Origin of the sequence: Shewanella sp. Shew256 (genome assembly GCF_002196695.1) — a bacterium.
GTDB lineage: Bacteria > Pseudomonadota > Gammaproteobacteria > Enterobacterales > Shewanellaceae > Shewanella > Shewanella mangrovisoli.
Genome location: NZ_NAJR01000009.1, coordinates 81343 through 101251 on the forward strand (window position 1 = coordinate 81343; position 19909 = coordinate 101251).

Annotated in this window: 18 protein-coding genes; 3 read left to right on the forward strand and 15 right to left on the reverse strand. The window is 50.5% G+C overall.

Annotated features, from left to right (window positions below):
* Nucleotides 1–20: 20 nt before the first annotated feature.
* The 3 genes from prpC to B5P39_RS16240 form a co-directional block, all read right to left on the reverse strand.
* Entirely contained in the window at nucleotides 21–1148 is a 1128-nt protein-coding gene (gene prpC / locus B5P39_RS16230) for a bifunctional 2-methylcitrate synthase/citrate synthase (RefSeq protein ID WP_088212269.1), read from the reverse strand.
* Nucleotides 1149–1381: 233 nt separating this feature from the next.
* A complete protein-coding gene (prpB, locus tag B5P39_RS16235) occupies nucleotides 1382–2260 on the reverse strand; it encodes a methylisocitrate lyase (protein WP_088212270.1) in 879 nt (292 codons plus the stop codon).
* Between the two features lie 66 nt (nucleotides 2261–2326).
* Nucleotides 2327–3115, reverse strand: coding sequence for a GntR family transcriptional regulator (locus B5P39_RS16240; protein WP_088212271.1), 789 nt, complete (start codon nucleotides 3113–3115; stop codon nucleotides 2327–2329).
* 348 nt (nucleotides 3116–3463) lie between these two features.
* Between B5P39_RS16240 and B5P39_RS16245 the strand changes: the two genes are divergently transcribed.
* Nucleotides 3464–3937: a DUF523 domain-containing protein gene (locus B5P39_RS16245; RefSeq protein WP_088212272.1), complete on the forward strand. Its 474-nt coding sequence runs from the start codon at nucleotides 3464–3466 to the stop codon at nucleotides 3935–3937.
* Nucleotides 3938–4001: 64 nt separating this feature from the next.
* On the opposite strand, the gene B5P39_RS16250 is transcribed toward B5P39_RS16245, so the two are convergent.
* The 3 genes from B5P39_RS16250 to B5P39_RS16260 form a co-directional block, all read right to left on the reverse strand.
* A complete protein-coding gene (locus B5P39_RS16250) occupies nucleotides 4002–4943 on the reverse strand; it encodes an acyltransferase (protein ID WP_088212273.1) in 942 nt (313 codons plus the stop codon).
* Nucleotides 4944–4950: 7 nt separating this feature from the next.
* Nucleotides 4951–5853 (reverse strand): acyltransferase, encoded by a 903-nt coding sequence (locus B5P39_RS16255; protein WP_088212274.1) that lies wholly within the window; start codon nucleotides 5851–5853, stop codon nucleotides 4951–4953.
* A 100-nt stretch (nucleotides 5854–5953) separates the two neighbouring features.
* Nucleotides 5954–7480 carry a YifB family Mg chelatase-like AAA ATPase gene (locus B5P39_RS16260; protein WP_088212275.1) on the reverse strand — a complete coding sequence of 509 codons (1527 nt, stop codon included), beginning with the start codon at nucleotides 7478–7480 and terminating at the stop codon, nucleotides 5954–5956.
* A 216-nt stretch (nucleotides 7481–7696) separates the two neighbouring features.
* On the opposite strand from B5P39_RS16260, the gene B5P39_RS16265 reads away from it, so the two are divergent.
* Nucleotides 7697–8812 carry a DUF1963 domain-containing protein gene (locus tag B5P39_RS16265; protein WP_088212276.1) on the forward strand — a complete coding sequence of 372 codons (1116 nt, stop codon included), beginning with the start codon at nucleotides 7697–7699 and terminating at the stop codon, nucleotides 8810–8812.
* Between the two features lie 5 nt (nucleotides 8813–8817).
* On the opposite strand, the gene B5P39_RS16270 is transcribed toward B5P39_RS16265, so the two are convergent.
* The 9 genes from B5P39_RS16270 to gmk form a co-directional block, all read right to left on the reverse strand.
* The gene (locus B5P39_RS16270) at nucleotides 8818–9414 is read right to left on the reverse strand and encodes a response regulator transcription factor (RefSeq protein WP_088212277.1); all 597 of its coding nucleotides are present in this window, start codon (nucleotides 9412–9414) and stop codon (nucleotides 8818–8820) included.
* Nucleotides 9414–10493 carry a sensor histidine kinase gene (locus B5P39_RS16275; RefSeq protein ID WP_088212278.1) on the reverse strand — a complete coding sequence of 360 codons (1080 nt, stop codon included), beginning with the start codon at nucleotides 10491–10493 and terminating at the stop codon, nucleotides 9414–9416. The genes B5P39_RS16270 and B5P39_RS16275 overlap by 1 nt, the downstream gene beginning before the upstream one ends.
* Nucleotides 10494–10576: 83 nt before the next feature.
* A complete protein-coding gene (locus B5P39_RS16280) occupies nucleotides 10577–11281 on the reverse strand; it encodes a hypothetical protein (protein ID WP_088212279.1) in 705 nt (234 codons plus the stop codon).
* Between the two features lie 176 nt (nucleotides 11282–11457).
* Nucleotides 11458–12408 carry a calcium/sodium antiporter gene (locus B5P39_RS16285; protein ID WP_088212280.1) on the reverse strand — a complete coding sequence of 317 codons (951 nt, stop codon included), beginning with the start codon at nucleotides 12406–12408 and terminating at the stop codon, nucleotides 11458–11460.
* Nucleotides 12409–12578: 170 nt separating this feature from the next.
* On the reverse strand, nucleotides 12579–14243 hold the full coding sequence (locus tag B5P39_RS16290) for an AMP-binding protein (RefSeq protein ID WP_088212281.1): 1665 nt from the start codon (nucleotides 14241–14243) through the stop codon (nucleotides 12579–12581).
* Nucleotides 14244–14475: 232 nt separating this feature from the next.
* Nucleotides 14476–14859 (reverse strand): RidA family protein, encoded by a 384-nt coding sequence (locus B5P39_RS16295; protein WP_011624341.1) that lies wholly within the window; start codon nucleotides 14857–14859, stop codon nucleotides 14476–14478.
* A gap of 22 nt (nucleotides 14860–14881) precedes the next feature.
* Nucleotides 14882–16984: a bifunctional GTP diphosphokinase/guanosine-3',5'-bis pyrophosphate 3'-pyrophosphohydrolase gene (gene spoT, locus B5P39_RS16300; RefSeq protein WP_011624879.1), complete on the reverse strand. Its 2103-nt coding sequence runs from the start codon at nucleotides 16982–16984 to the stop codon at nucleotides 14882–14884.
* Nucleotides 16985–17027: 43 nt separating this feature from the next.
* Nucleotides 17028–17306: a DNA-directed RNA polymerase subunit omega gene (gene rpoZ, locus B5P39_RS16305; protein ID WP_011624339.1), complete on the reverse strand. Its 279-nt coding sequence runs from the start codon at nucleotides 17304–17306 to the stop codon at nucleotides 17028–17030.
* 58 nt (nucleotides 17307–17364) lie between these two features.
* Nucleotides 17365–17988 carry a guanylate kinase gene (gene gmk, locus B5P39_RS16310; protein ID WP_086903081.1) on the reverse strand — a complete coding sequence of 208 codons (624 nt, stop codon included), beginning with the start codon at nucleotides 17986–17988 and terminating at the stop codon, nucleotides 17365–17367.
* Between the two features lie 374 nt (nucleotides 17989–18362).
* Here gmk and B5P39_RS16315 point away from each other — a divergent pair, with 374 nt between their 5' ends.
* The gene (locus B5P39_RS16315; protein WP_088212282.1) at nucleotides 18363–19859 is read left to right on the forward strand and encodes a hypothetical protein; all 1497 of its coding nucleotides are present in this window, start codon (nucleotides 18363–18365) and stop codon (nucleotides 19857–19859) included.
* Nucleotides 19860–19909 lie beyond the last annotated feature (50 nt).

Here is a 19909-nt window from a genome sequence, read left to right on the forward strand (position 1 = left end):
GCCAGTTTCAGTTGTGTCGATTAACGGTCAGAGATCGGTACGACTTTACGTAGCGCCACACCCACATAGTCGGCACTTGGGCGAATGATGCGGTTGTTTGAGCGTTGTTCCATCACGTGTGCCGTCCAGCCTGTTACCCGTGAACATACGAAGATTGGGGTAAATAGCTTGGTTGGAATGCCCATGAAGTGGTAAGCACTGGCGTGGAAGAAGTCGGCGTTACAGAAGAGTTTTTTCTGTTCCCACATCAGGGCTTCACAGGCAACAGATACGCGGTAGAGGCGATCATCGCCGTAATCGGCGGCCAGCTTTTCAGACCATTCTTTGATGATGGCGTTACGTGGGTCTGACTCACGGTAGATGGCGTGACCAAAGCCCATGATCTTCTCTTTACGCTCGAGTTTACCCATCAGCACATCGCGGGCATCGGCTTCGTCTTTCATATCTTGGATCAGTTCCATCGCCGCTTCGTTAGCGCCGCCGTGCAGCGGGCCACGCAGTGAGCCGATAGCGCCGGTCACGCAGGAATGCATATCCGACAGCGTCGAGGCGCATACGCGGGCGGTAAAGGTAGAAGCGTTAAACTCATGCTCTGCATACAGAATTAACGATACGTCCATGACCTTAGCGTGCAGTGCCGATGGCGCTTTGCCGTGTAGCAGGTGCAGGAAGTGGGCACCGATTTGCTCGTCGTTAGTTTCGGTTTCGATGCGCACGCCATCGTGGCTAAAGCGATACCAGTAGCAGATGATCGATGGGAACGCCGCCAGTAAACGGTCGGCAATGGCGCTTTGCTCGTTAAAGCTGTGTTCGGTTTCGAGGTTACCCAGCATTGAACAACCGGTGCGCATCACATCCATTGGATGGGCGTCGGCTGGAATGCGCTCTAACACTTCTTTTAATGCCTGTGGCAGGCCGCGCATGCCTTTTAATTTGGTTTTATAGGCTTGAAGTTGTGCCGTGGTTGGCAGTTCACCGTAGAGGATCAGGTGAGCGACTTCTTCGAAGGTCGCGTTTTCAGCCAGATCCTTCACATCGTAACCGCGGTAGGTCAGGCCGCTGCCCGATACACCTACGGTACTTAATGCGGTTTCACCCGCGCTCTGGCCACGTAATCCTGCACCACTTAATTTTTTTGCGTCTGACATAATCCTTCCCTTCCGTTAACGCTATGGTTATTGCAGACAGGCCCAATATTAGCCGTCTACCTTTTTGGTTAAAGCTGCATAATGTTGGCGAAATACTCGTTTCGGCCTTATGTAGGGTTGCAGCGTGTCGGTGATGCATGAGCCGTTATTTGAGGTCGCGGCTCGTGCATTTGGGTATCAGTAACAACGCGAAGCCAAAGCTTCTACTGACGTCCATGGTCTGTACTTATCTTTTACTTATCTTGGCTAAATAATTGATCTAACTTGTCTTCAAAGGCGTGGTAGCCCAAGTACTTATACAGATCCGCACGGGTCTGCATAGTGTCTAAGACATTGCGTTGATGACCATCATTCATCAGCGCTTGCATCACTTTCAGTGCGGCTTGGTTAGCGGCGCGGAAAGTACCGAGTGGGTAAAGCACCATGTCGGCGCCCGCTTCGGCAAGTTCTTCTTTATTGAACAATTGGGTTTGGCCAAATTCGGTCATGTTCGCTAGGATTGGTGCGTTAACCTGAGCCTTGAAGTGGCGATATTGCTCGAGCTCAGTTAAGGCTTCGGCGAAAATCATATCGGCGCCCGCGGCGATATAGGCTTTTGCACGTTCGATACCCGCTTCTAAACCTTCAACGGCAACCGCATCGGTACGCGCCATGATCACAAAGTTAGGATCGGTGCGGGCATCCACTGCTGCTTTGATACGGTCAACCATTTCCTCTGTGCTGACGACCGCTTTATTGGGTCTGTGGCCACAACGTTTTTGCGATACTTGGTCTTCCATGTGCACGGCGGCCACACCTGCTTTTTCAAATTCTTTAATGGTGCGGGCGATGTTAAAGGCGCCGCCCCAACCTGTGTCGATATCGACCAGCAGTGGCAGTTTGGTTGCAGAGGTGATACGACCGGCGTCGATCAGCACGTCATTCATCGAGGTCATGCCTAAATCCGGTAAACCGTAGGAGGCGTTCGCTACACCCGCGCCCGACAGATACAGGGCTTGGAAACCCGTTTGCTCCGCCATCAGGGCGAAATAGGCATTGGTGGTGCCGACGATTTGCAGCGGTTTTGAGTTAGCAAGAGCTTGGCGAAAACGTAATCCTGCGCTTTGGGTCATGGTCTTGTCCTTATCCTATTTAGGGTACTGAGTGTTCAGCATTGGATGCTTATGGGCCGCAACGCCTTAGTTAATATTGGCTAAGGTTTCTTTCGCGGCGGCGTTAGCTTGTAATTCAATCAAGCGTAATTCGGTATTTTTACGGCCTTGCTCAATATGGCGACGCATCAACAGACTGGCGAGTTCGCCATCACGTTGTGCAATGGCCTCGACGATACGTCTATGTTCGGCAATGGCTTTTACTGGGCGGTTCTTATTGGTGCACTGATAGCGATACATCCGCAGCAGATGGTAGAGCCCGCCAATTAAGGTTTCTTGCAGATGCTTATTGCCGCTGGCTTGGATAATTTGGTAGTGGAAGTCGACATCGCCTTCCTCTTGGAAATAGGTATCGCCATTGGCCAGCGCGGTTTCTTGCACGGCGAGTAAGTCTTCTAACTTGGCTAGCTGCTCTGGGGTAATACGGCTGGCGGCGAGTTCGCAGGCCATGCCTTCGAGCACGCTACGTAATTGATATAAATCGTTTAACTCGCTCACTGTGAGCTGCGCGACTCGGGCACCGACATGGGGGGCGCGGACAACGAGACGTTGTCTTTCTAAGGTTTGCAGCGCCTCACGGGTTGGGCCGCGGCTGATGCCATATTTTTCGGCGAGGGCTTGTTCGTTGATCTTACTGCCCGCAGGCAGTTCGCCCTTGATGATGCTGGTTTGTATTTGCACCAAAATTTGATCGGCTAAGGTAGTCGACGATTTTTCGCTGGCGAGGGATTTCACCTTATTCGTTGGGCTCGTTGCGGCATGGGCCACTGAGCTTGGGGTGTCATCTGTGGGGAATATGGTCTCTTGCTTCAACATACTTCGCATCACTCGTTGATTGCTGGATTGTCGACAATGGGTAAAAAATAGTCCCGATAAAGGTTATTGTCAACAATGTGTTTACTTAGACGTAAGTCTATATATTTGGATTTCAAGTTTTTAATTGTTGTATTTATTGGTTATTTTGTGGTTTTGTTGATTTTGGTTATTTTATCTTCTCTATTTGATAATTAATAATTGTCGACAATTTTAGTGTTGAGTGATGTCTGATGGTGCTATAAAACGCAGCTTTTACCCCATTGCGACTTATTGAGTACAATGCTGAGAAGGTATTGGTTGGCACTCATAGGGTTAAGGCTCTCGGGGTTAAGTCATTAGGGGGACAGGATGGAGAAAATCCTCATTAGCAGTTGTTTGCTCGGGCAGGCGGTACGCTATGACGGCGGTCATAATCTGCTGCAAGATGAGTGGATACAGCGATGGCAGCGAGAAGGCCGCATAGTGGCGTTTTGTCCTGAATGTGCGGGCGGATTACCCACACCAAGGCCTGCGGCCGAACGTGTCGGCGAGCTAGTGCTAACGGCGCAGGGAGAAGATGTAACAGCGGCCTTTAGGCTGGGAGCACAAAAGGCGCTTGCTCTGGCTCAGGATCAAGGTATTAAGATTGCGATTTTAAAGGCGCGTAGTCCTTCCTGTGGCAATCAACATATTTATGATGGCACTTTCAGTAAACATTTAATTGCAGGACAGGGAATGACGGCGGAATTACTGCAGGCGGCGGGTGTGAGCGTGTTTAATGAAACGGAATTAGCGCAAGCGGCAACGAGGTTGGCACAGCTTGAGGCGGAATCAGCGGGCTAGGTAAGCCTAACCTAACCCGCAATCGACTCACTTACATTCGTGAAGCTGTATTCGTAAATCTGTATTAGTGAAGCTGTGTGTGGGTGCTGGTGGTGCTGTCCGTGAGCTGTCGATGTTGCAGTAATAACGCATCGATTTGCTCGTCCTTCTCAACCCAAATTTGGTTTAACCAGCGCTGAAACTCGACGCGGTACTCGGATTCAGCAAAGTAGCGAGTCGCATCGACTTGGGGTACAGGTAAGGCGCGAACTCGCACCACAATCTTACGCACTTTGCCGTTCATCACGCCGAATAACACATCATCCGGTGCATCAGGATACACTAATGTCACATCCAACAGATTGGTAAATTGCTCACCCATGGCTGACAGGGTAAAGGCAATACCGCCCGCCTTAGGACGGAGTAAATGGCGGTAAGGTGAATCCTGACGCTGGCGCTTATCTTGGGTAAAGCGGCTGCCCTCAACATAGTTAATGATCGAGGTGGGCATATTTTTAAACTTCTCACAGGCGCGGCGAGTCGTGGCTAAATCCTTACCCTTAAGCTTTGGATTTTTCTTGAGTTTTGCCGGGCTGGTTCTGTCCATAAAGGGCATGTCGAGCGCCCAGCAACCTAGGCCCATAATGGGGACATAGATCAGCTCTTTCTTGAGGAAGAACTTCAGCATAGGGATATGGTTACGCAGCAGATAGGTCTGCGCGGCAATATCAAAGCCACTGAGGTGGTTACTGATCAACAAGTACCAGCCATTTTTATCCAGTCCTTCGAGGCCTTGGACATCCCACTCGATTTTGGCAATCAAATACAAAATGCCACCATTGCAGCTCGCCCATGCCCACATAAAACGGTTCATCAGTGCGGTCACGGCGTTGCGAGCACTTGGGACAGGCATCAGCATTTTCACTACACCACCGAGGCAAACCAAGGTTCCCCAAAGGGCGGTGTTAATGATCAGCAGGCTCAGACTGAGAATAAACAGCACTGGGCCGGGAAGGAAATTCAACATAGAGGTTTTACCTTACTTCTTGGTCCGCTTGGCCAGCCAGTTGGCTGAGCACTTGATCTTTAGCGAGCCAAATGTCGTTCAATTGTTCTTGGAAGCCAATTTTGAAATCACGGTCATTCATGTAGTCGCCACGCATGTCCGGCGCAATATCACTCACTTTGATGTGTACTTTAACCTTTGGCAGCTTGCCTGTCAGGTAGTCCCAAAAGCTAGGGACTGGGCCTGGGTAGTAAATCGCAACATCCACTAACTTGTGGATCTGTTCTCCCATCGCCGATAGCGCGAAGGCCATGCCACCCGCTTTAGGTTTTAACAGATGTTGGAACTGTGAGTTTTGCTTTTTATGTTTAGCCTTAGTAAAGCGCGTACCCTCGACAAAGTTCATCACACTGACGGGTTTTGTCTTAAATTTCGCGCAGGCTTTACGTGTAATTTCAATATCTTTGCCCTTAAGCTTTGGATTTTTCTTCAGCTGTGCCGTGCTATAGCGGCGCATAAAGGGAAAGTCTAATGCCCACCACGCCAGTCCTAATACTGGTACATAAAGCAGTTCCTGTTTGAGGAAGAACTTCAGGAAAGGAATGCGGCGGTTAAACACCCGTTGTAGGATTAAAATATCGACCCAAGACTGATGGTTAGCAATCACCATATACCATTCTTTGGTCGAGAATTGGGTGTCACCCGTGAGTTCGACGTCGACTGGGTGCAGCACTCGCTCAATCACGCCATTGACGCTGATCCAGGCACTCGCGCAAAAGTCGAGAAAGTAGCTGATGGCCGTTCTCAGTGGCGGCAGAGGGATAAGCTTTATCAGGCTGCCGAGCACTATAGGTATCACCCAAAACAAGGTATTCACGACATAGCCTAAGAAGGCAATGCAGCCTTTTAATTGTGAAAACAGCGTCCCCATTAGTGCCTCCTGATAAAAATTGGAGGCCTATGTTACTCGGTGTCGGCGTTTGGCTCAATCTTACGGCAGCTGGTCGGGGCATTTGTTAACATTTGGAGCCTCAATACTGCTGGGATAAGCGAGCTAATAGTTTGTCCATGGCGCGATAACCTAAGGCTTGGGCGAGGTGGCGCCGTTCGGTATTGGGGGCTTGCTCCAGATCGGCAATGGTGCGGGCAACACGTTGAATGCGATGGAAGCTGCGAACGGATAACCCGAGCTTGACGACACTCTGCTCTAAAAAGCCTAAGTCGGCGTCGCTGAGGCCACCGAATTGTTTTAGCTGTTTTCCCGAGAGTTCACTGTTGAGCATGCCAGCTCGCGCCAGTTGACTATCGCGGGCGCGTTTGACTCGCTTGGCTATTTCATCACTGGTTTCGCTGGCACTTGTTGGTTGTGTGAGTGTGCCCGCGGGGAGTTTTGGGACTTCGATGGTGAGGTCGAACCTATCTAAGAAAGGCCCCGAGAGTCTGGCGAGATAACGCTGAACCTGATCGGGTGTGGCGCGGTTCGCCCCTTCAATATCGCCGCTGGGACTGGGATTCATGGCGGCGATCAACTGAAAGCGGCTCAAAAAGGTTAACTTAGCGGCGGCGCGGGAGATCACTACTTCGCCCGTTTCCATGGGTTCACGCAGGCAATCGAGCACCTTACGGGGGAACTCGGCGACTTCATCCAAAAACAACACCCCGCGATGGGCTAGGGAGATTTCCCCAGGTTTAGGAATGCTGCCACCGCCGACCAAGGAGATGGACGAACTGGTATGGTGCGGCGCGCGAAATGGCCGCTTCAAAAAATCCTGCGGTTTGATATTAATGCCCGCCACCGAATGAATGGCGGCGACCTCTAATGCCTCTTCGTAATTGAGTATGGGCAATAAGGCCATAATTCGGCTGGCTAACATGGTTTTGCCTGTGCCCGGCGGGCCGAGCATCAGTAAGTTATGGTTTCCGGCCGCAGCGATTTCGAGGGCTTGTTTGGCTTGATACTGGCCTATAACGTCGCTTAGACAAGGCTGGGTGGTTGGCGCCTCGTCGCTAATCCACTCGAGCTGTTGCTCGAGCATAGGCAGTGGCGCCTGTCCGTGGAGAAACGCGGCTAAGCTTTGCAAATGGGAAGCAAAATAGACGCCGTGATAGCCCACAAGCTCGGCATCGTGGCGATTCTCTAAGGGAAGAATTAACTGATTATTATGGCGTTTAGCCGCAATGATGGCGGGCAGTAACCCTTGGCAATGGCGTATCTGCCCTGAGAGCGCGAGCTCGCCAACAAATTCGGTATTTTTAAGGCTGCTGGCGGGGATTTGCTCCGAAGCCGCCAGAATGCCTATGGCGATGGGCAAATCGTAACGGCCCCCTTGTTTAGGCAAGTCCGCCGGCGCGAGATTAACCGTTATCCTGCGCATGGGGAATTCAAATCCCGCATTGATCAAAGCGCTGCGTACACGCTCGCGCGCTTCTTTGACCGAGGCTTCGGGTAAGCCCACCAGATTAAAGGCGGGTAGACCATTACTGAGATGCACTTCCACTATGACTTCTGGAGCCTCAACACCGCAACTGGCTCGGGTATGCACGCAGGCTATCGCCATAAACAAATCCTTTTGTTGATCTTTTTGCGCAGAATTTGAGTTTAGCAGTAATTTGCCTAAGGGTTTTCAATTCACTTGGCCGCTGTCCGCCAGAGTCGTAAGCGGCTGACTCAGGCGGTAGCGTTAGCGTGACAGCATTGGCAGCTTGAACGGTTAAGCGATAGCAAATATTTGATAGAAATGATAAAAAGCCAATATTGGAGCAGTGAGGTAAATATGGATATGTTGTTAGCAGAAAATTCCCCCATTCGTCAGCAGCTACTCGAGCAAAAGCTGGCACAGTTTAAAGACCCCAAGCTTGCCAACGTCCTTTCGGCGTTTATTCGCAGTAGTGTCGACCTCTATCCCTGTGCAAATGAAGACTATGCCCAGTTAGGTAACAGCCGACTAGGTGGATTGCCGGATTTGCCTGTCGGCATGGATTATCCGGTGACTCTGGTTGGAAGGGAGGAGATGCTGGATGCTTACGCTGAGGAATTCGACCACACTCGCGAGTATATCGAGGAGCATTATTGCTGGTCGCAGGATTGGGACTGGGACGAGGCGGCGCAGGCCTTTCGTGTGCCCATGCAATTTATCGCACAGCTCAACTGTAGCGAACTGAAGGCGTTTCAATCTTACTTGCCTCGAGAAGGGCGATTGTTGTTCTTTTTGGAGCGCTGGCGATTCTCGGAAATGCTTCGCGGCCATGTTTATTATGTCGCTGAAGATCAGCAACTGAACTCTGGGAAAGCGATTGCCGAACCTAAGTTCGACGATGCTGTATGTGCAAATTATGAGTATGAGGCGGCTTATCAACTTCAGGGGATTGCCAGCATTAAGATGATAGCCCCTGACATGATTAATAGTGACAACCCGCATTTAGTAAAGATAGCCAAGGCACGTTTACAAGCGCTACCAGAACCGCAACAAGCCATGGTGCTGGAAGCCCTTGAGGTTGTGGATGATGAATTGGCACCAGAGTGGCAAGATCAGCTCAAGGGCTATGAGCTGATACAATTGAATGAGCACGGGTTTATCCCTGGTCAGATTCTCACTCAATCGCAATGGGCTAATACCGACTGGCAGTCATCCAACTTGCAGGCATTGCTCGTCCCCGAGCAGCCGCTGCCGTATTACAATGGTATCGCCAGCATTAATGGACATGGTGATAGCCGCTATAAAGCCCCGGAGCTCCACGCCGCGACTGAGTTAGGCGGTAATGCCGAAGATTATCTGGTGCTGTTCAAAGCCGTCTATAGTGAGCACTCAATGCAGTTGAATTTTATTATCCACCAAGCGGATTTAGCGTTAGGCAAATTCGATCGCATTTACTGCATTTATGACAACTAGCAGAGCTATAACCAACCTTTTTGCTTGGCGATGCGGGCGGCATCGATTCGGTTGCTCGCATTGAGTTTGGCAATGGCTTCGGATAAATAGTTACGTACCGTGCCTTCGGCAATAAACAGCATCTCGGCTATCTCGGCGGTGGACTTGCCTTCACTGGCAAAACGTAGGGCGCGGCGCTCTTTATCATTGAGGGGATCGATATCGCCAATCGCCATGATTGCCAGCTCAGGATCGATAACCCGCTTACCCGCGATCACCTGTTGGATGGCGTTGACTAAGGTTTCCGAGGGCGCATCTTTCAGTAAAAAACCACCCACGCCCGCTTCAATGGCGCGTTTGATGTAACCTGCGCGGCCAAAGGTAGTGATAACTACGACCTTGGTATGGCTATGTTGTTCTTTCAACCAAGATGCTAATTCTAGGCCGGTGCGACCTGGCATTTCGATATCCGTCAGCAATAGGTCGAAATGTTGTTGTTTCAGCAGGCTTAAGGCTTCATCGCCATTGCTGGCTTGGGTGATGGTAAAACCACCCGCTAGGGTTAACAGTGCTGCGAGCGCACCGCGTACCATAGCCTGATCTTCCGCGAGAAGAATGTGCATTAATCTGTTGCTCCCTGCAAAGGTAAGCTGACGCTAAAGGCGTATCCCTGTTCAAGATCATAGCTTAAATGTCCCCCAAGGCTAGCGAGCCGCTCGCGGATCCCTGTTAGGCCGTTACCCTCGATAATAGGGCTTGTTGGGGCGTTATCTTGCACATCGACGATAAGGCTATCGGCCTGCTCGCGAAACTGAATGCGACATTGGCTGGCGCTGCTGTGGCGCAGAATATTATTCACCAGCTCGGTTAACACTAAACCGAGCTGACTCTCTGCTCTGGCGGATAATTTGGGTAACTCGCCTAGTAGCTCCACCGCGATGCCCTTGTCCCTCAGGGTGTTACATAATTGAGTGACGCAGCTAGCCAACCCTTTATGTTTATAATCTGAGACCGTATGCCTTATTTGGCTCAAGCTCTCCCGAGCGATTTGTCCTAGCTCTTGCAACTGAGTGGTCGCTAATTGATATTCGTGTTTGGCGAGCAGTTTTTCCGCCAGTTCAGCCTTTAGGGCAATCGATGACAGACTGTGCCCCATGATATCGTGCAAGTCTCTGGCGATGCGCTCCCGTTCAACCATGGTCGCTAAGGTGCTGATCTCCTGCGCGCTTTGTCGCTCCTTCAATCTATGCTGATAACGTTTTTGCTCGGCTATCCCCAGCATGCCAACGCCGAAAACTAACGCCGAGCCATACACTGGGAAATACAGATTATTGAACTGGCTAAAGTGGTTGAGTAGGAACAGTAAAACCAAAATCCCAAACCAACTTAACAGGCTGACTCTGAGCGGATAGAAGAAGCCAATAAAGAAACTGGCAAAGGTAAAGAGAGAAATAGAGCCAGGATTGATGGGTGTGATGGCAATGGCCAGTAATAGCATGACGCTGATGGGTCGATAAGCCACTCGAGTATGGCAGCGATAGGCCCAAAAGTAGCTGTAAATAAAGGGAATAAGTACGGCTAAAATGAGTCCTATCTGCCAGCTCGGATAGGGCGTGACAAACAGCGGGATCAGATAAAACGCCAGGTTAATCAGGTAAACCCATGCGATTTTTTGTTCTATTTGCACTGAATGTTGAGTCATGACGCTTCGCCTAAGGCCAATAGCTGGCTACCGATGGCAGGATTGGCCGCAAACGTCAGCCAATCCTTTTGCCTGTTCAGGGGTTATTTTGCACTTATTTGCTGATTTTGTTGAAGTAAAAACTTAGCCCAACCATAATCTTTTTCCACTTGCAGCGCCTGTTGCCAATCTTCGATCGCCCCTTGGGCGTCACCTAACTCCTGTTTTGCGAGTCCGCGCCAAGTGTAAGCTTCGGCCTCACCCCAGCAAATGTCCTCGCAAGGTTGATTAAACCGCTCAATGGCGCTGCTGGCGAGGGTCTTTGCATGCTGCATGCTGCCACCAAACATGGCGGGCGTATTATAGGCGGCAATTGCTTTCACTAATGCCACTCGCGGGTTAAGCGGTGCCAGCTGTTCGGCTTGGGCGATGGCATTGGCGGATTTAATCCCAAGCTCGGCGCCTTTACTGTTGTCCAAGGCGATTTGCATGCCATACACGGATGATAATAGCGCGAGGGATTCGGCATCGGCTTGGGTATTATTGAGGGTTTCTAAGCTGGTTTGCGCCGAAGCTAAGGCCTGAGCTGCTAAGGTTTTTTGTCCCATTACATTGGCGCTGATGGCTAAGCGGTAGTTGGCATAAGCCGCTTCGTAATCCTGTGTTGCTGTGCTGAGCTGTTGTAATTTTTCGATATTCAAGGTACTTGCGGCTTTGTCGACTTCTGCGATATTGAGACTCGAGTTGGAAGCCGCGAATACCGGCGTGCAGGCGAGGGCAAGACTTGATAGTAGTAAGAATGTTTTCATGGTATTTCCTTATTGAAGTGATAACCCATTGCTTGGGAACGGCTTCATTATCAGAAATAGCTTGACCTGAGTGCAGGCACAAAGGTCATCAATAGTGCATGACAAATGTCATCTCTTAAGCCTAAAAGCAAAACACCGGAGAAGCTCCGGTGTTTTGTAAGATGAGGCGCAGCGCGTTATACGACCGCTTGGGTGCTGGCTTGGTTGACTAGGTAAGCCATGTAACCTAAGTAAGCGACAAGCAGCGTGGCGCCTTCACGGCGACCGATACGCAGACCTGACCAAGCGAAGGGTAAAATCACTACGGCTAAGGCGAGCATCACGATAAAGTCGAAGGATTGGAAACCTAGGGCCGATACCGGGTGCACAATCGCTGTCACACCTAAAATACCTAAAATGTTGAATAGGTTAGAGCCAACCACGTTACCGATAGCAATATCGCTCTCACCTTTGAGCGCCGCTAAAACAGAGGTCACTAACTCGGGCATACTGGTGCCGATAGCGACAATGGTTAAGCCGATAATGACTTCGCTCACGCCAAATACCTTGGCTAAATCGACAGCGCCATTCACAAATAAAATCCCGCCACCGACTAACATGCCGATGCCTACAACAATAAATGCTACTGATAGTAATGGGTTTTTAGGGCCTTCTTCGATGATTTCGCCGTCGGCATCTGTGGTATTTTTCGAGCTTAAATAGCTGAATACGAGGTAGCCAACAAGCAGTGATAATAAAATCACGCCGTCAATCAGGCTGAGTTCGCCATCAAATAACAATCCCCAAAACAGCATAGAGGCGAGGATCATCAAGGGGATATCCCGTCTTACCATTTGTGACTGTACTTGAATCGGGCGAATAAGCGCAGTTATCGCCAAAATCAAACCAATGTTGGCAATGTTAGAGCCAATCACGTTACCCAGTGCAATGCCGCTATTGCCCGCCAGTGCTGACTTTACACTCACCGCAAGTTCGGGCGCGCTGGTACCAAAGGCCACAATGGTTAAGCCGATGATGAGGGGCGTGATGCCAAGACGTAGGGCGATCGAACTTGCGCCACGGACTAAGGCTTCTGCGCCCAAGGTTAAAATGATAAAGCCGCCGATAATTGAAAGTGCAATGAGCATTTTAGACTCTGTTAAACCTGATTGAGTGAATTGATTTAAGGTGTATCACCTTACGCTGACAGGCGCACATGATACGTGTTTTTCAACTGTTTTGACAGAATATGTCATAAAAAAGCACACCGAAAAGGTGTGCTTTAGAGGTGAGTGTCATTTCTTAAGGATTCGATGGGTTATTTTGCAGATAACTCATCTTCCCAGCGTACTTGCGCGCCGCGAATACCGTCGACACGTTCGCTAAACGCCTTCTCAAGCACATGGCGTTTGATCTTCAGCGTCGGGGTTAACACATCGTTTTCGATGGCCCAAGGTTCGTTCACGACCACAATCGCATCCACATGCTCATGGGACTCTAAATGTGGGTTCACGCTATCGAGTGTCGCTTTTAATGACGCACGAACTTCCTCGCGGGCTTGTAAGGTCGCGCCCTCGGAAAGTTGCACTAATGCGACGGGATGCGGCAGACCAGAACCAATAACGCAAATCAGCTCCACATGGGGATCCTGCGCGAGCTTACGTTCAATGGGTACTGGAGCGACGTATTTACCCTTAGCGGTTTTAAAGTTGTCCTTCACCCGACCAGTAATAGTCACGCAACCATCGGCATCGATGGCGCAGAGATCGCCAGTATGGAAGAAACCATCGGGATCGAAGGCCGCCGCTGTCGCTTCGGGTTGCAGATAATAGGCTGTCATCAGGCCGGGACTCTTCAGCAGCAGTTCGCCGTCTTCACCTTGGCGGATTTGGCAATCCTGCACAGGTTTACCCACAGTGCCAATTTTACGCGCATCGAAGGGGTAGTTGATGATGGAGTAAGCACAGTTTTCCGTCATGCCCCAGGCTTCACAAATATCCAAGCCAATGCTGTGGTACCAATGAATGAGTGAAGGCGGAATAGGCGCCGAGCCAGAGCCGAGTAAGCGGCAATGGTTGAGTCCTAACCCTTTGTGGATCTTGTGTTTTACTAGGCTACTAATCAGTGGGATCTTAAGCAGTAGATTGAGTTTGCCAACACCAATCTTGTCGATAATGTTCTTCTGGAACAGGCTCCATAGCCGTGGAACCGAGAAAAACACCGTCGGTTTAGCGCGCTGCACATCGGCAACGAAGGAGTCTAAGCTTTCGACGAAGGCAACTGTGCTGCCGGAATAAAAAGATGAGCCTTCGATCGCCACACGCTCGGTAATATGCGCTAACGGTAAGTAGGACAATAATCTGTCGTTACCATTGGTACGTAGATCGCGCACCACGGCTTGGCAAGTCCAGCCATAGCTGGCAAACGTCTGAATCGCACCCTTAGGTTGGCCCGTTGAGCCCGAGGTGTAAATCAGGGTCATGGTCTGATCTGGCTCAGGTAACGGCGCTTCAATCAAAGGGTTGCCCATCTTGAGCAGTTGTTCCCATTGATATTGAGCCGGCATGGTTTCATAGGGCATGGCAAGGCGGAGTAATTCGCCGCCGACGCCGGCTTCTTGATCGGCCCAGTGGTCGAGCTTGCCGAGGAAAATCGCTTTGGCACCACTATGTTGAAGCACATAGCGGATAGTATCTGTATTGGCGGTTGGGTAGATGGGAACGCTGATATAGCCGCCGTGCATCAGGGCGAGGTCGGTAATAAACCATTCGGCACAGTTTTTAGAGAGCACGGCAATCTTATCGCCCGGCTCTAGGCCTAAATGGCGCAGTGCACCCGCGAGTTGCTGCACTTTTTCTTGCACTTCATTCCACGTGAAATCAAGGTATTGACCCTTGATGGGCTGGCGCAAATAGATTTCATCCCCACGTGTATTCGCCCAGTGCGCCAACATTTCGATTGGCGTCTTAATCGCATTATCCATAGGCAATTCCCTGTTCTTTATTGTTATTTTAACCCCAACATAGGTGCCCAGTATGGCGAGTTTTGTGAGGCCACGCAAATAGTTTGCAAGATTGTAAAATCTTAAAATTGGCGGACTAGCCTATCGTTTGAGTATGAAATGAAAATGAACTTAATCACAGGTCAGAGCAGGAGTCGCGGGCGCATTAGGCAATAAAAAAGGCGCCTAAGCGCCTCTTAACATTGGTGGAAGCTTACAGCTCCATCACGCCGTCCATTTCGACTTGCGCATCCTTAGGCAGTTGCTTCACACCGATAGCGGCGCGAGCTGGGTAAGGTTGGCTGAAGTAGCGACTCATGATTTCGTTCACTTTTGCGAAATGGCTTAAGTCCGTCAGGAAGATATTGAGCTTAACGATATCGTTGATTGTGCCGCCAGCAGCGGTACAAACGGCGGTTAAGTTTTCAAACACTTGCACTACCTGCGCCTCAAAATCATCGCTCACGATTTGCATTGTGCTTGGCACCAGTGGGATTTGGCCGGATAAATACACTGTATTGCCGACTTTAACCGCTTGAGAATAAGTGCCTATTGCCGCTGGGGCGTTTTCGGTCGCGATAATGATTTTTTCTGCCATGACGCTCTCTCTAAAGTAATGATTAACGATTACGGGATGTACGTAATACCTCGGGCAGTACCCGAATACGGCGCATCACGTTAGCTAAATGGATCCTGTCCTTCACCGAAATCCGCAGGTTAATCAAGTAAACGCGGCCATCGCGCTCTTCGGTGCTAAGGTTATGAATGTTCGAGCCTTCGGCGGCGATAATCGAGGTGATCTTCGCCAGCGCGCCTTGGTGGTTAACAATTTCCACCCGCAGATTGGCTTGATACTCGACGCCTTCGACATTGTCCCACTGTACGGGAATGTATTTATCTGGCTCGCCCTGGTAACCGCGAATGTTAGCGCAGTTTTCCATGTGGACGACTAGGCCTTTACCTTGGCTCACGTGGGCAATTACCGCATCACCTGGAATAGGGCGGCAACAGTTAGCGAAGGTCACTAACATGCCTTCGGCGCCACGGATTGGCATCAGGTGAGAATCGCGGCTCTCTTGATTCTCTAAATTATCGCCAATCAAACGTTGGGCAATGACTATGCTCATGGCATTGCCAAGGCCGATGTCGGCGAGTAAGGAATTTAAATTGGCATGCTTGGTATCTCGCACGACTTTATCAATCTGCTCGGCTGGAATGCTATCGAGCTTGGTTTTACCCAGCGCATGGTTAAGCAAACGGCGGCCAAGGGCGATAGCATCGTCCGCTTTTAGGCTCTTGAGCACTTGGCGGATTTTGGCGCGGGCTTTACCCGTCACCACAAAGTTAAGCCAAGCTGCATTCGGCCGCGCGCCTTTGGCGGTAATTATCTCAACGGTTTGACCGGAGATTAATGGCTGGCTTAACGGATAAGCTTGGCGGTTAACACGGGCGCCGACACAGGTATTGCCCACATCGGTGTGGACTTCATAGGCAAAGTCGACGGCGGTGGCGTTAACCGGTAATTCTAAAATGCGACCTTCGGGGGTGAACACGTAAATCTCTTCGGGGAAGAGTTCAGTTTTAACGTTTTCCACGAATTCGAAGGAGGTGCTGGCGCTCTGTTGCAGTTCCAGCAAGCTTTGCATCCACTTACGGGCTCGCACTTGTGTAGTGGTGCCTTGACCATCGGCGCCGCCTTTGTAAGCCCAGTGGGCCGCAACCCCTTTGTCGGCCATTTGATCCATATCTTCGGTACGAATTTGGATCTCGACGGGCACGCCGTGTGGGCCGAATAACGAGGTATGTAACGACTGATAACCGTTGGCTTTGGGGATAGCGATATAATCTTTAAAGCGACCCGGACGCGGTTTATACAGGCCGTGCATGGCACCGAGCACGCGGTAGCAAGTATCGATGGAGTCGACGATGACGCGAAAAGCGTAGATATCCATCACCTCTTGGAACTGCAGTTCCTTGCTCTGCATCTTGTTATAGATGGAGTAGAGGTTTTTCTCGCGGCCTTTGACTTTGCCTTTAATGCCCGCATCGTTTAGGCGGGTTAATACCGCAGCCTCAATGCCTTGAATGAGTTCTTTACGGTTGCCACGGGCAGCTTTAACCACTTCCTTCAACACCCGATAGCGCATCGGATAATAGGCTTGGAAGCCTAAATCCTCTAACTCCGTCTTGATATTGTGAATACCGAGTCGGTTGGCAATTGGCGCGTAAATCTCTAAGGTTTCGCGGGCAATACGGCGGCGTTTATCGGGGCGCAACGCACCTAAGGTACGCATGTTGTGGGTGCGGTCGGCAAGCTTGATGAGAATAACGCGGATATCCTGCGTCATCGCCATCATCATTTTGCGAAAGTTTTCCGCTTGAGCTTCTTTTTTGTCGCGAAATTTCAGCTTGTCGAGCTTAGACACCCCTTCAACCAGCTCTGCCACGGCTTCGCCAAATTGTTCTGCCAAGTCCTCTTTGGTGACATAGGTATCTTCGATGGTGTCGTGCAACAAGGCCGCCATCAGCGTCTCGTGATCGAGACGCATCTCGGCGAGGATGCGGGCAACCGCAACCGGATGGGTAATATAAGGTTCGCCGCTGGTGCGCATTTGCCCTTCATGGGCATCACGCGCAACTTGGTACGCCTGCTTGAGCAATTCTACCTGTTCGGGTTCTAAGTAACCGGAAGCAGACTCCTTTAGACCTTCAAACAGATACAAGTGGCAGCTCTCCTTTACCCAAACAGGTGTGACTCAATTAGACTTATAGTGAACGACCTTCAGCGATGGCGGCAACAGCTGCAATTTCAGCTGCTTCACGCTCACGCACTGATTGACGCTCGTCAGCATCTAAAGTGTGAGCATTCACTAAACCTAGTTCGATTTCACGCAGGGCGATAACCGTTGGCTTGTCGTTCATCTCTTCAACCATAGGGTCTTTACCCTGCACGGCGATTTGGCGAGCACGACGCGCCGCAACCAGGATCATATCAAAACGGTTGCCGATTTGTTCTACGGCGTCTTCTACAGTTACGCGAGCCATGTGTTGAAACTCCAGTTTATCTAGGGAAAAAATGACGCAAAATTGTACACTAAGGCAGTTAGCCTGCCAACAGATCGTTAAGCATATCATTTTGCGCGTGGATCTGACTAGCACCCGTTAAGCGTTGGCTGCGAATGATCGCCCGCAGATCAGCCAGTGCTGTGTCAAAATCGTCATTGACGATAATAAAATCATATTCTTTATAGTGCGACATTTCAGAAACCGCCTGTGCCATACGGCTAGCGATCACATCAGCACTGTCTTGGCCGCGGCCTGTGAGGCGTCGTTCTAGCTCATCCCTTGAGGGCGGTAGAATAAACACGCCAACGGCCTCAGGCATCACGGCTTTGACTTGCTGGGCGCCTTGCCAGTCGATATCGAGGAAGACATCGATACCTTGAGTCAAAGTGTGCTCAATCACGTGGCGTGATGTGCCATAGTAGTTACCGAAGACTTCGGCCCACTCGAAAAAGGCATTTTGCGCGATCAGCGCTTTAAATTCTTCAACATTAACAAAATGGTAGTGTTGACCATTCACTTCACCGGGGCGAGGCGCACGGGTAGTGTGCGACACTGAAACCTGCATGTCGGCGGGTTTGTCTTTCAGCAGCGCCGAAATCAGCGAGGATTTACCAGCACCACTCGGGGCTGAAACAATAAATAAATTTCCGCGTGCGGTCATGAGCAAAATATCCAGTTGGTTAACGCAAGAAGGGCCCAGAAAGCCGAGCATTATACAGATTTTGACCTTAAAAACGCTAGGGCTAGTTAGTCGGCAATTGTAGTCAATAACGGTTTTTATTGAAGGACGTTGTCCCGATTGGCGAATTTCACTCTTAACCGTTACCGCGTGGGCTAAGGTTTGAAATCGCAGTGCTTAGACACAGAGCCCTTGACCTGAGATTTAAGCCTGATTTAGTTTTAGATAGATATTATCGGCATTTTTATCCGTCTAGCGCCTTATTGCACTGACAATTGCGGCTAAATTCGTTACGCTCGTGCCTATGCGACATAGAGTCGTGTGCGCTAGGATTATTTCACTATAAAGGAAGGGTCGTGCTGTTAAAATCTCTTTTCTGCCTTCATGGGCGTGATTCCCGTCCCCGCTTTGTGGCCATCAGTGTTGGTGTGTATTTGGGCATTTCACTGGCTGTCGCCGCGTTTGGGCCGAACTTTTTAATGTATCTTTTAGCGCTAGTGGGCTTACCTTTGCTCGCCCTTACGGCGCTGCGCCGTTTAAATGATGCGGCTAAGCCTAAGGCCTTGGTTGCGGTATTTATTCTGCCGCTACTAATTTTACTGGCGCTGTATATAGTGGCTGCGCCGCCCGTAGTCGCCATTCTAGGGCTGGTCTTGGGCGCTGGTGCGACCTTTTGGGGCACGCGTTTAACCTCTCCCACGTTAGTGGAATACCGTTTGGGCTATTATGGCCCAGCATTAGATACCCCTACCTCGCAGGCTATTCCCCGTCGCCGAGTCGAACCCGTATTAACACCAAAGGCTGCTGCGGCACAGAATGCCACAGTCTCCCATGCTGCGCCGGATATTCCGGTATCGACAGAGGCCGAAACCTATTCTCATACTGAGCCTACGAGTGCTTCTCCCGTTGTGGACGCCGAGTTGGATGCCTTGCGCCAAGATGAGCTACGCTTCGATGCGTTAACGAAAATGACGCAAAATCCAGCTGACTTTGTCGTGCAAGATGCGTTACTCGAGGGCCACGCCGATTTTCGTCCTGCCAATCAGAGCCGAGTCGAACAAACCCGTATCGACATTGCCGATGTGGATTTAGCCCAAGTTGATTTACAGGGCGCGGAGTTTAAGCGGGCACCGCTCGACCCTGCCGAGCACAGTGATGAGCCAGTATGGCGTTTTGAACCCGATGAAGATACCGCAGCCTTTAACGATACAGAGCATGCTGAAGAAGTGCGTCGTCGCCGCGCCGAGGCGAAAGAGTCGGGCTCGATGACAGAGCTGTTTAGAGGTGTGGCTGAGTTTTTTGCCCCCTATAGACGTTTTATTAAGTTGCCTTCTTTACCCAAGCTTGAGCGCCGTTATTGGCTGCCCGTCGGCGGCGGTGTGGGGGCGGTATTGTTAGTGCTGTTAGTGTGGGGATTATGGCCCAATAGTGATGAGTCACAGGCTGAGGAGGCTGTTCCTGTCGTGCCCTCGGCGCCTATTGCTGCAAGCGATCGTGTAACCTTAGATATGCCTGATGGTTTTTCGGTGGCGTTAGAGCAAGATGTGTTAATTATTCGCTGGTTAGGTGAACGTGGTAAGCCGCAAAACCTGTGGTCGATTGCCACTGCCAAGGGCGATAAGAGTTGTAGTGCGCTGGTGTTTAATAATGGCACTGAGTATCGCACTATCAGCGTAGACTTGCTGGACGATTCGGCAACGGAGGCGCGTTTCACGCCGCTGGATTCCGCCAGTATCATCACTGATCTGGCCCGTCGTGGCAGCATTGGTTTGTGTGGTTACAAGTTCAGCCTCAAGGGCAGCCAAGCGGTTTTAGAGCCTAATCGCAATTTTGGTAATTATTTAGCCCGTTAAATCGATAAAATTCTAGTCAGGACTAGAGGGGTAGATTACACTTTTGCTCC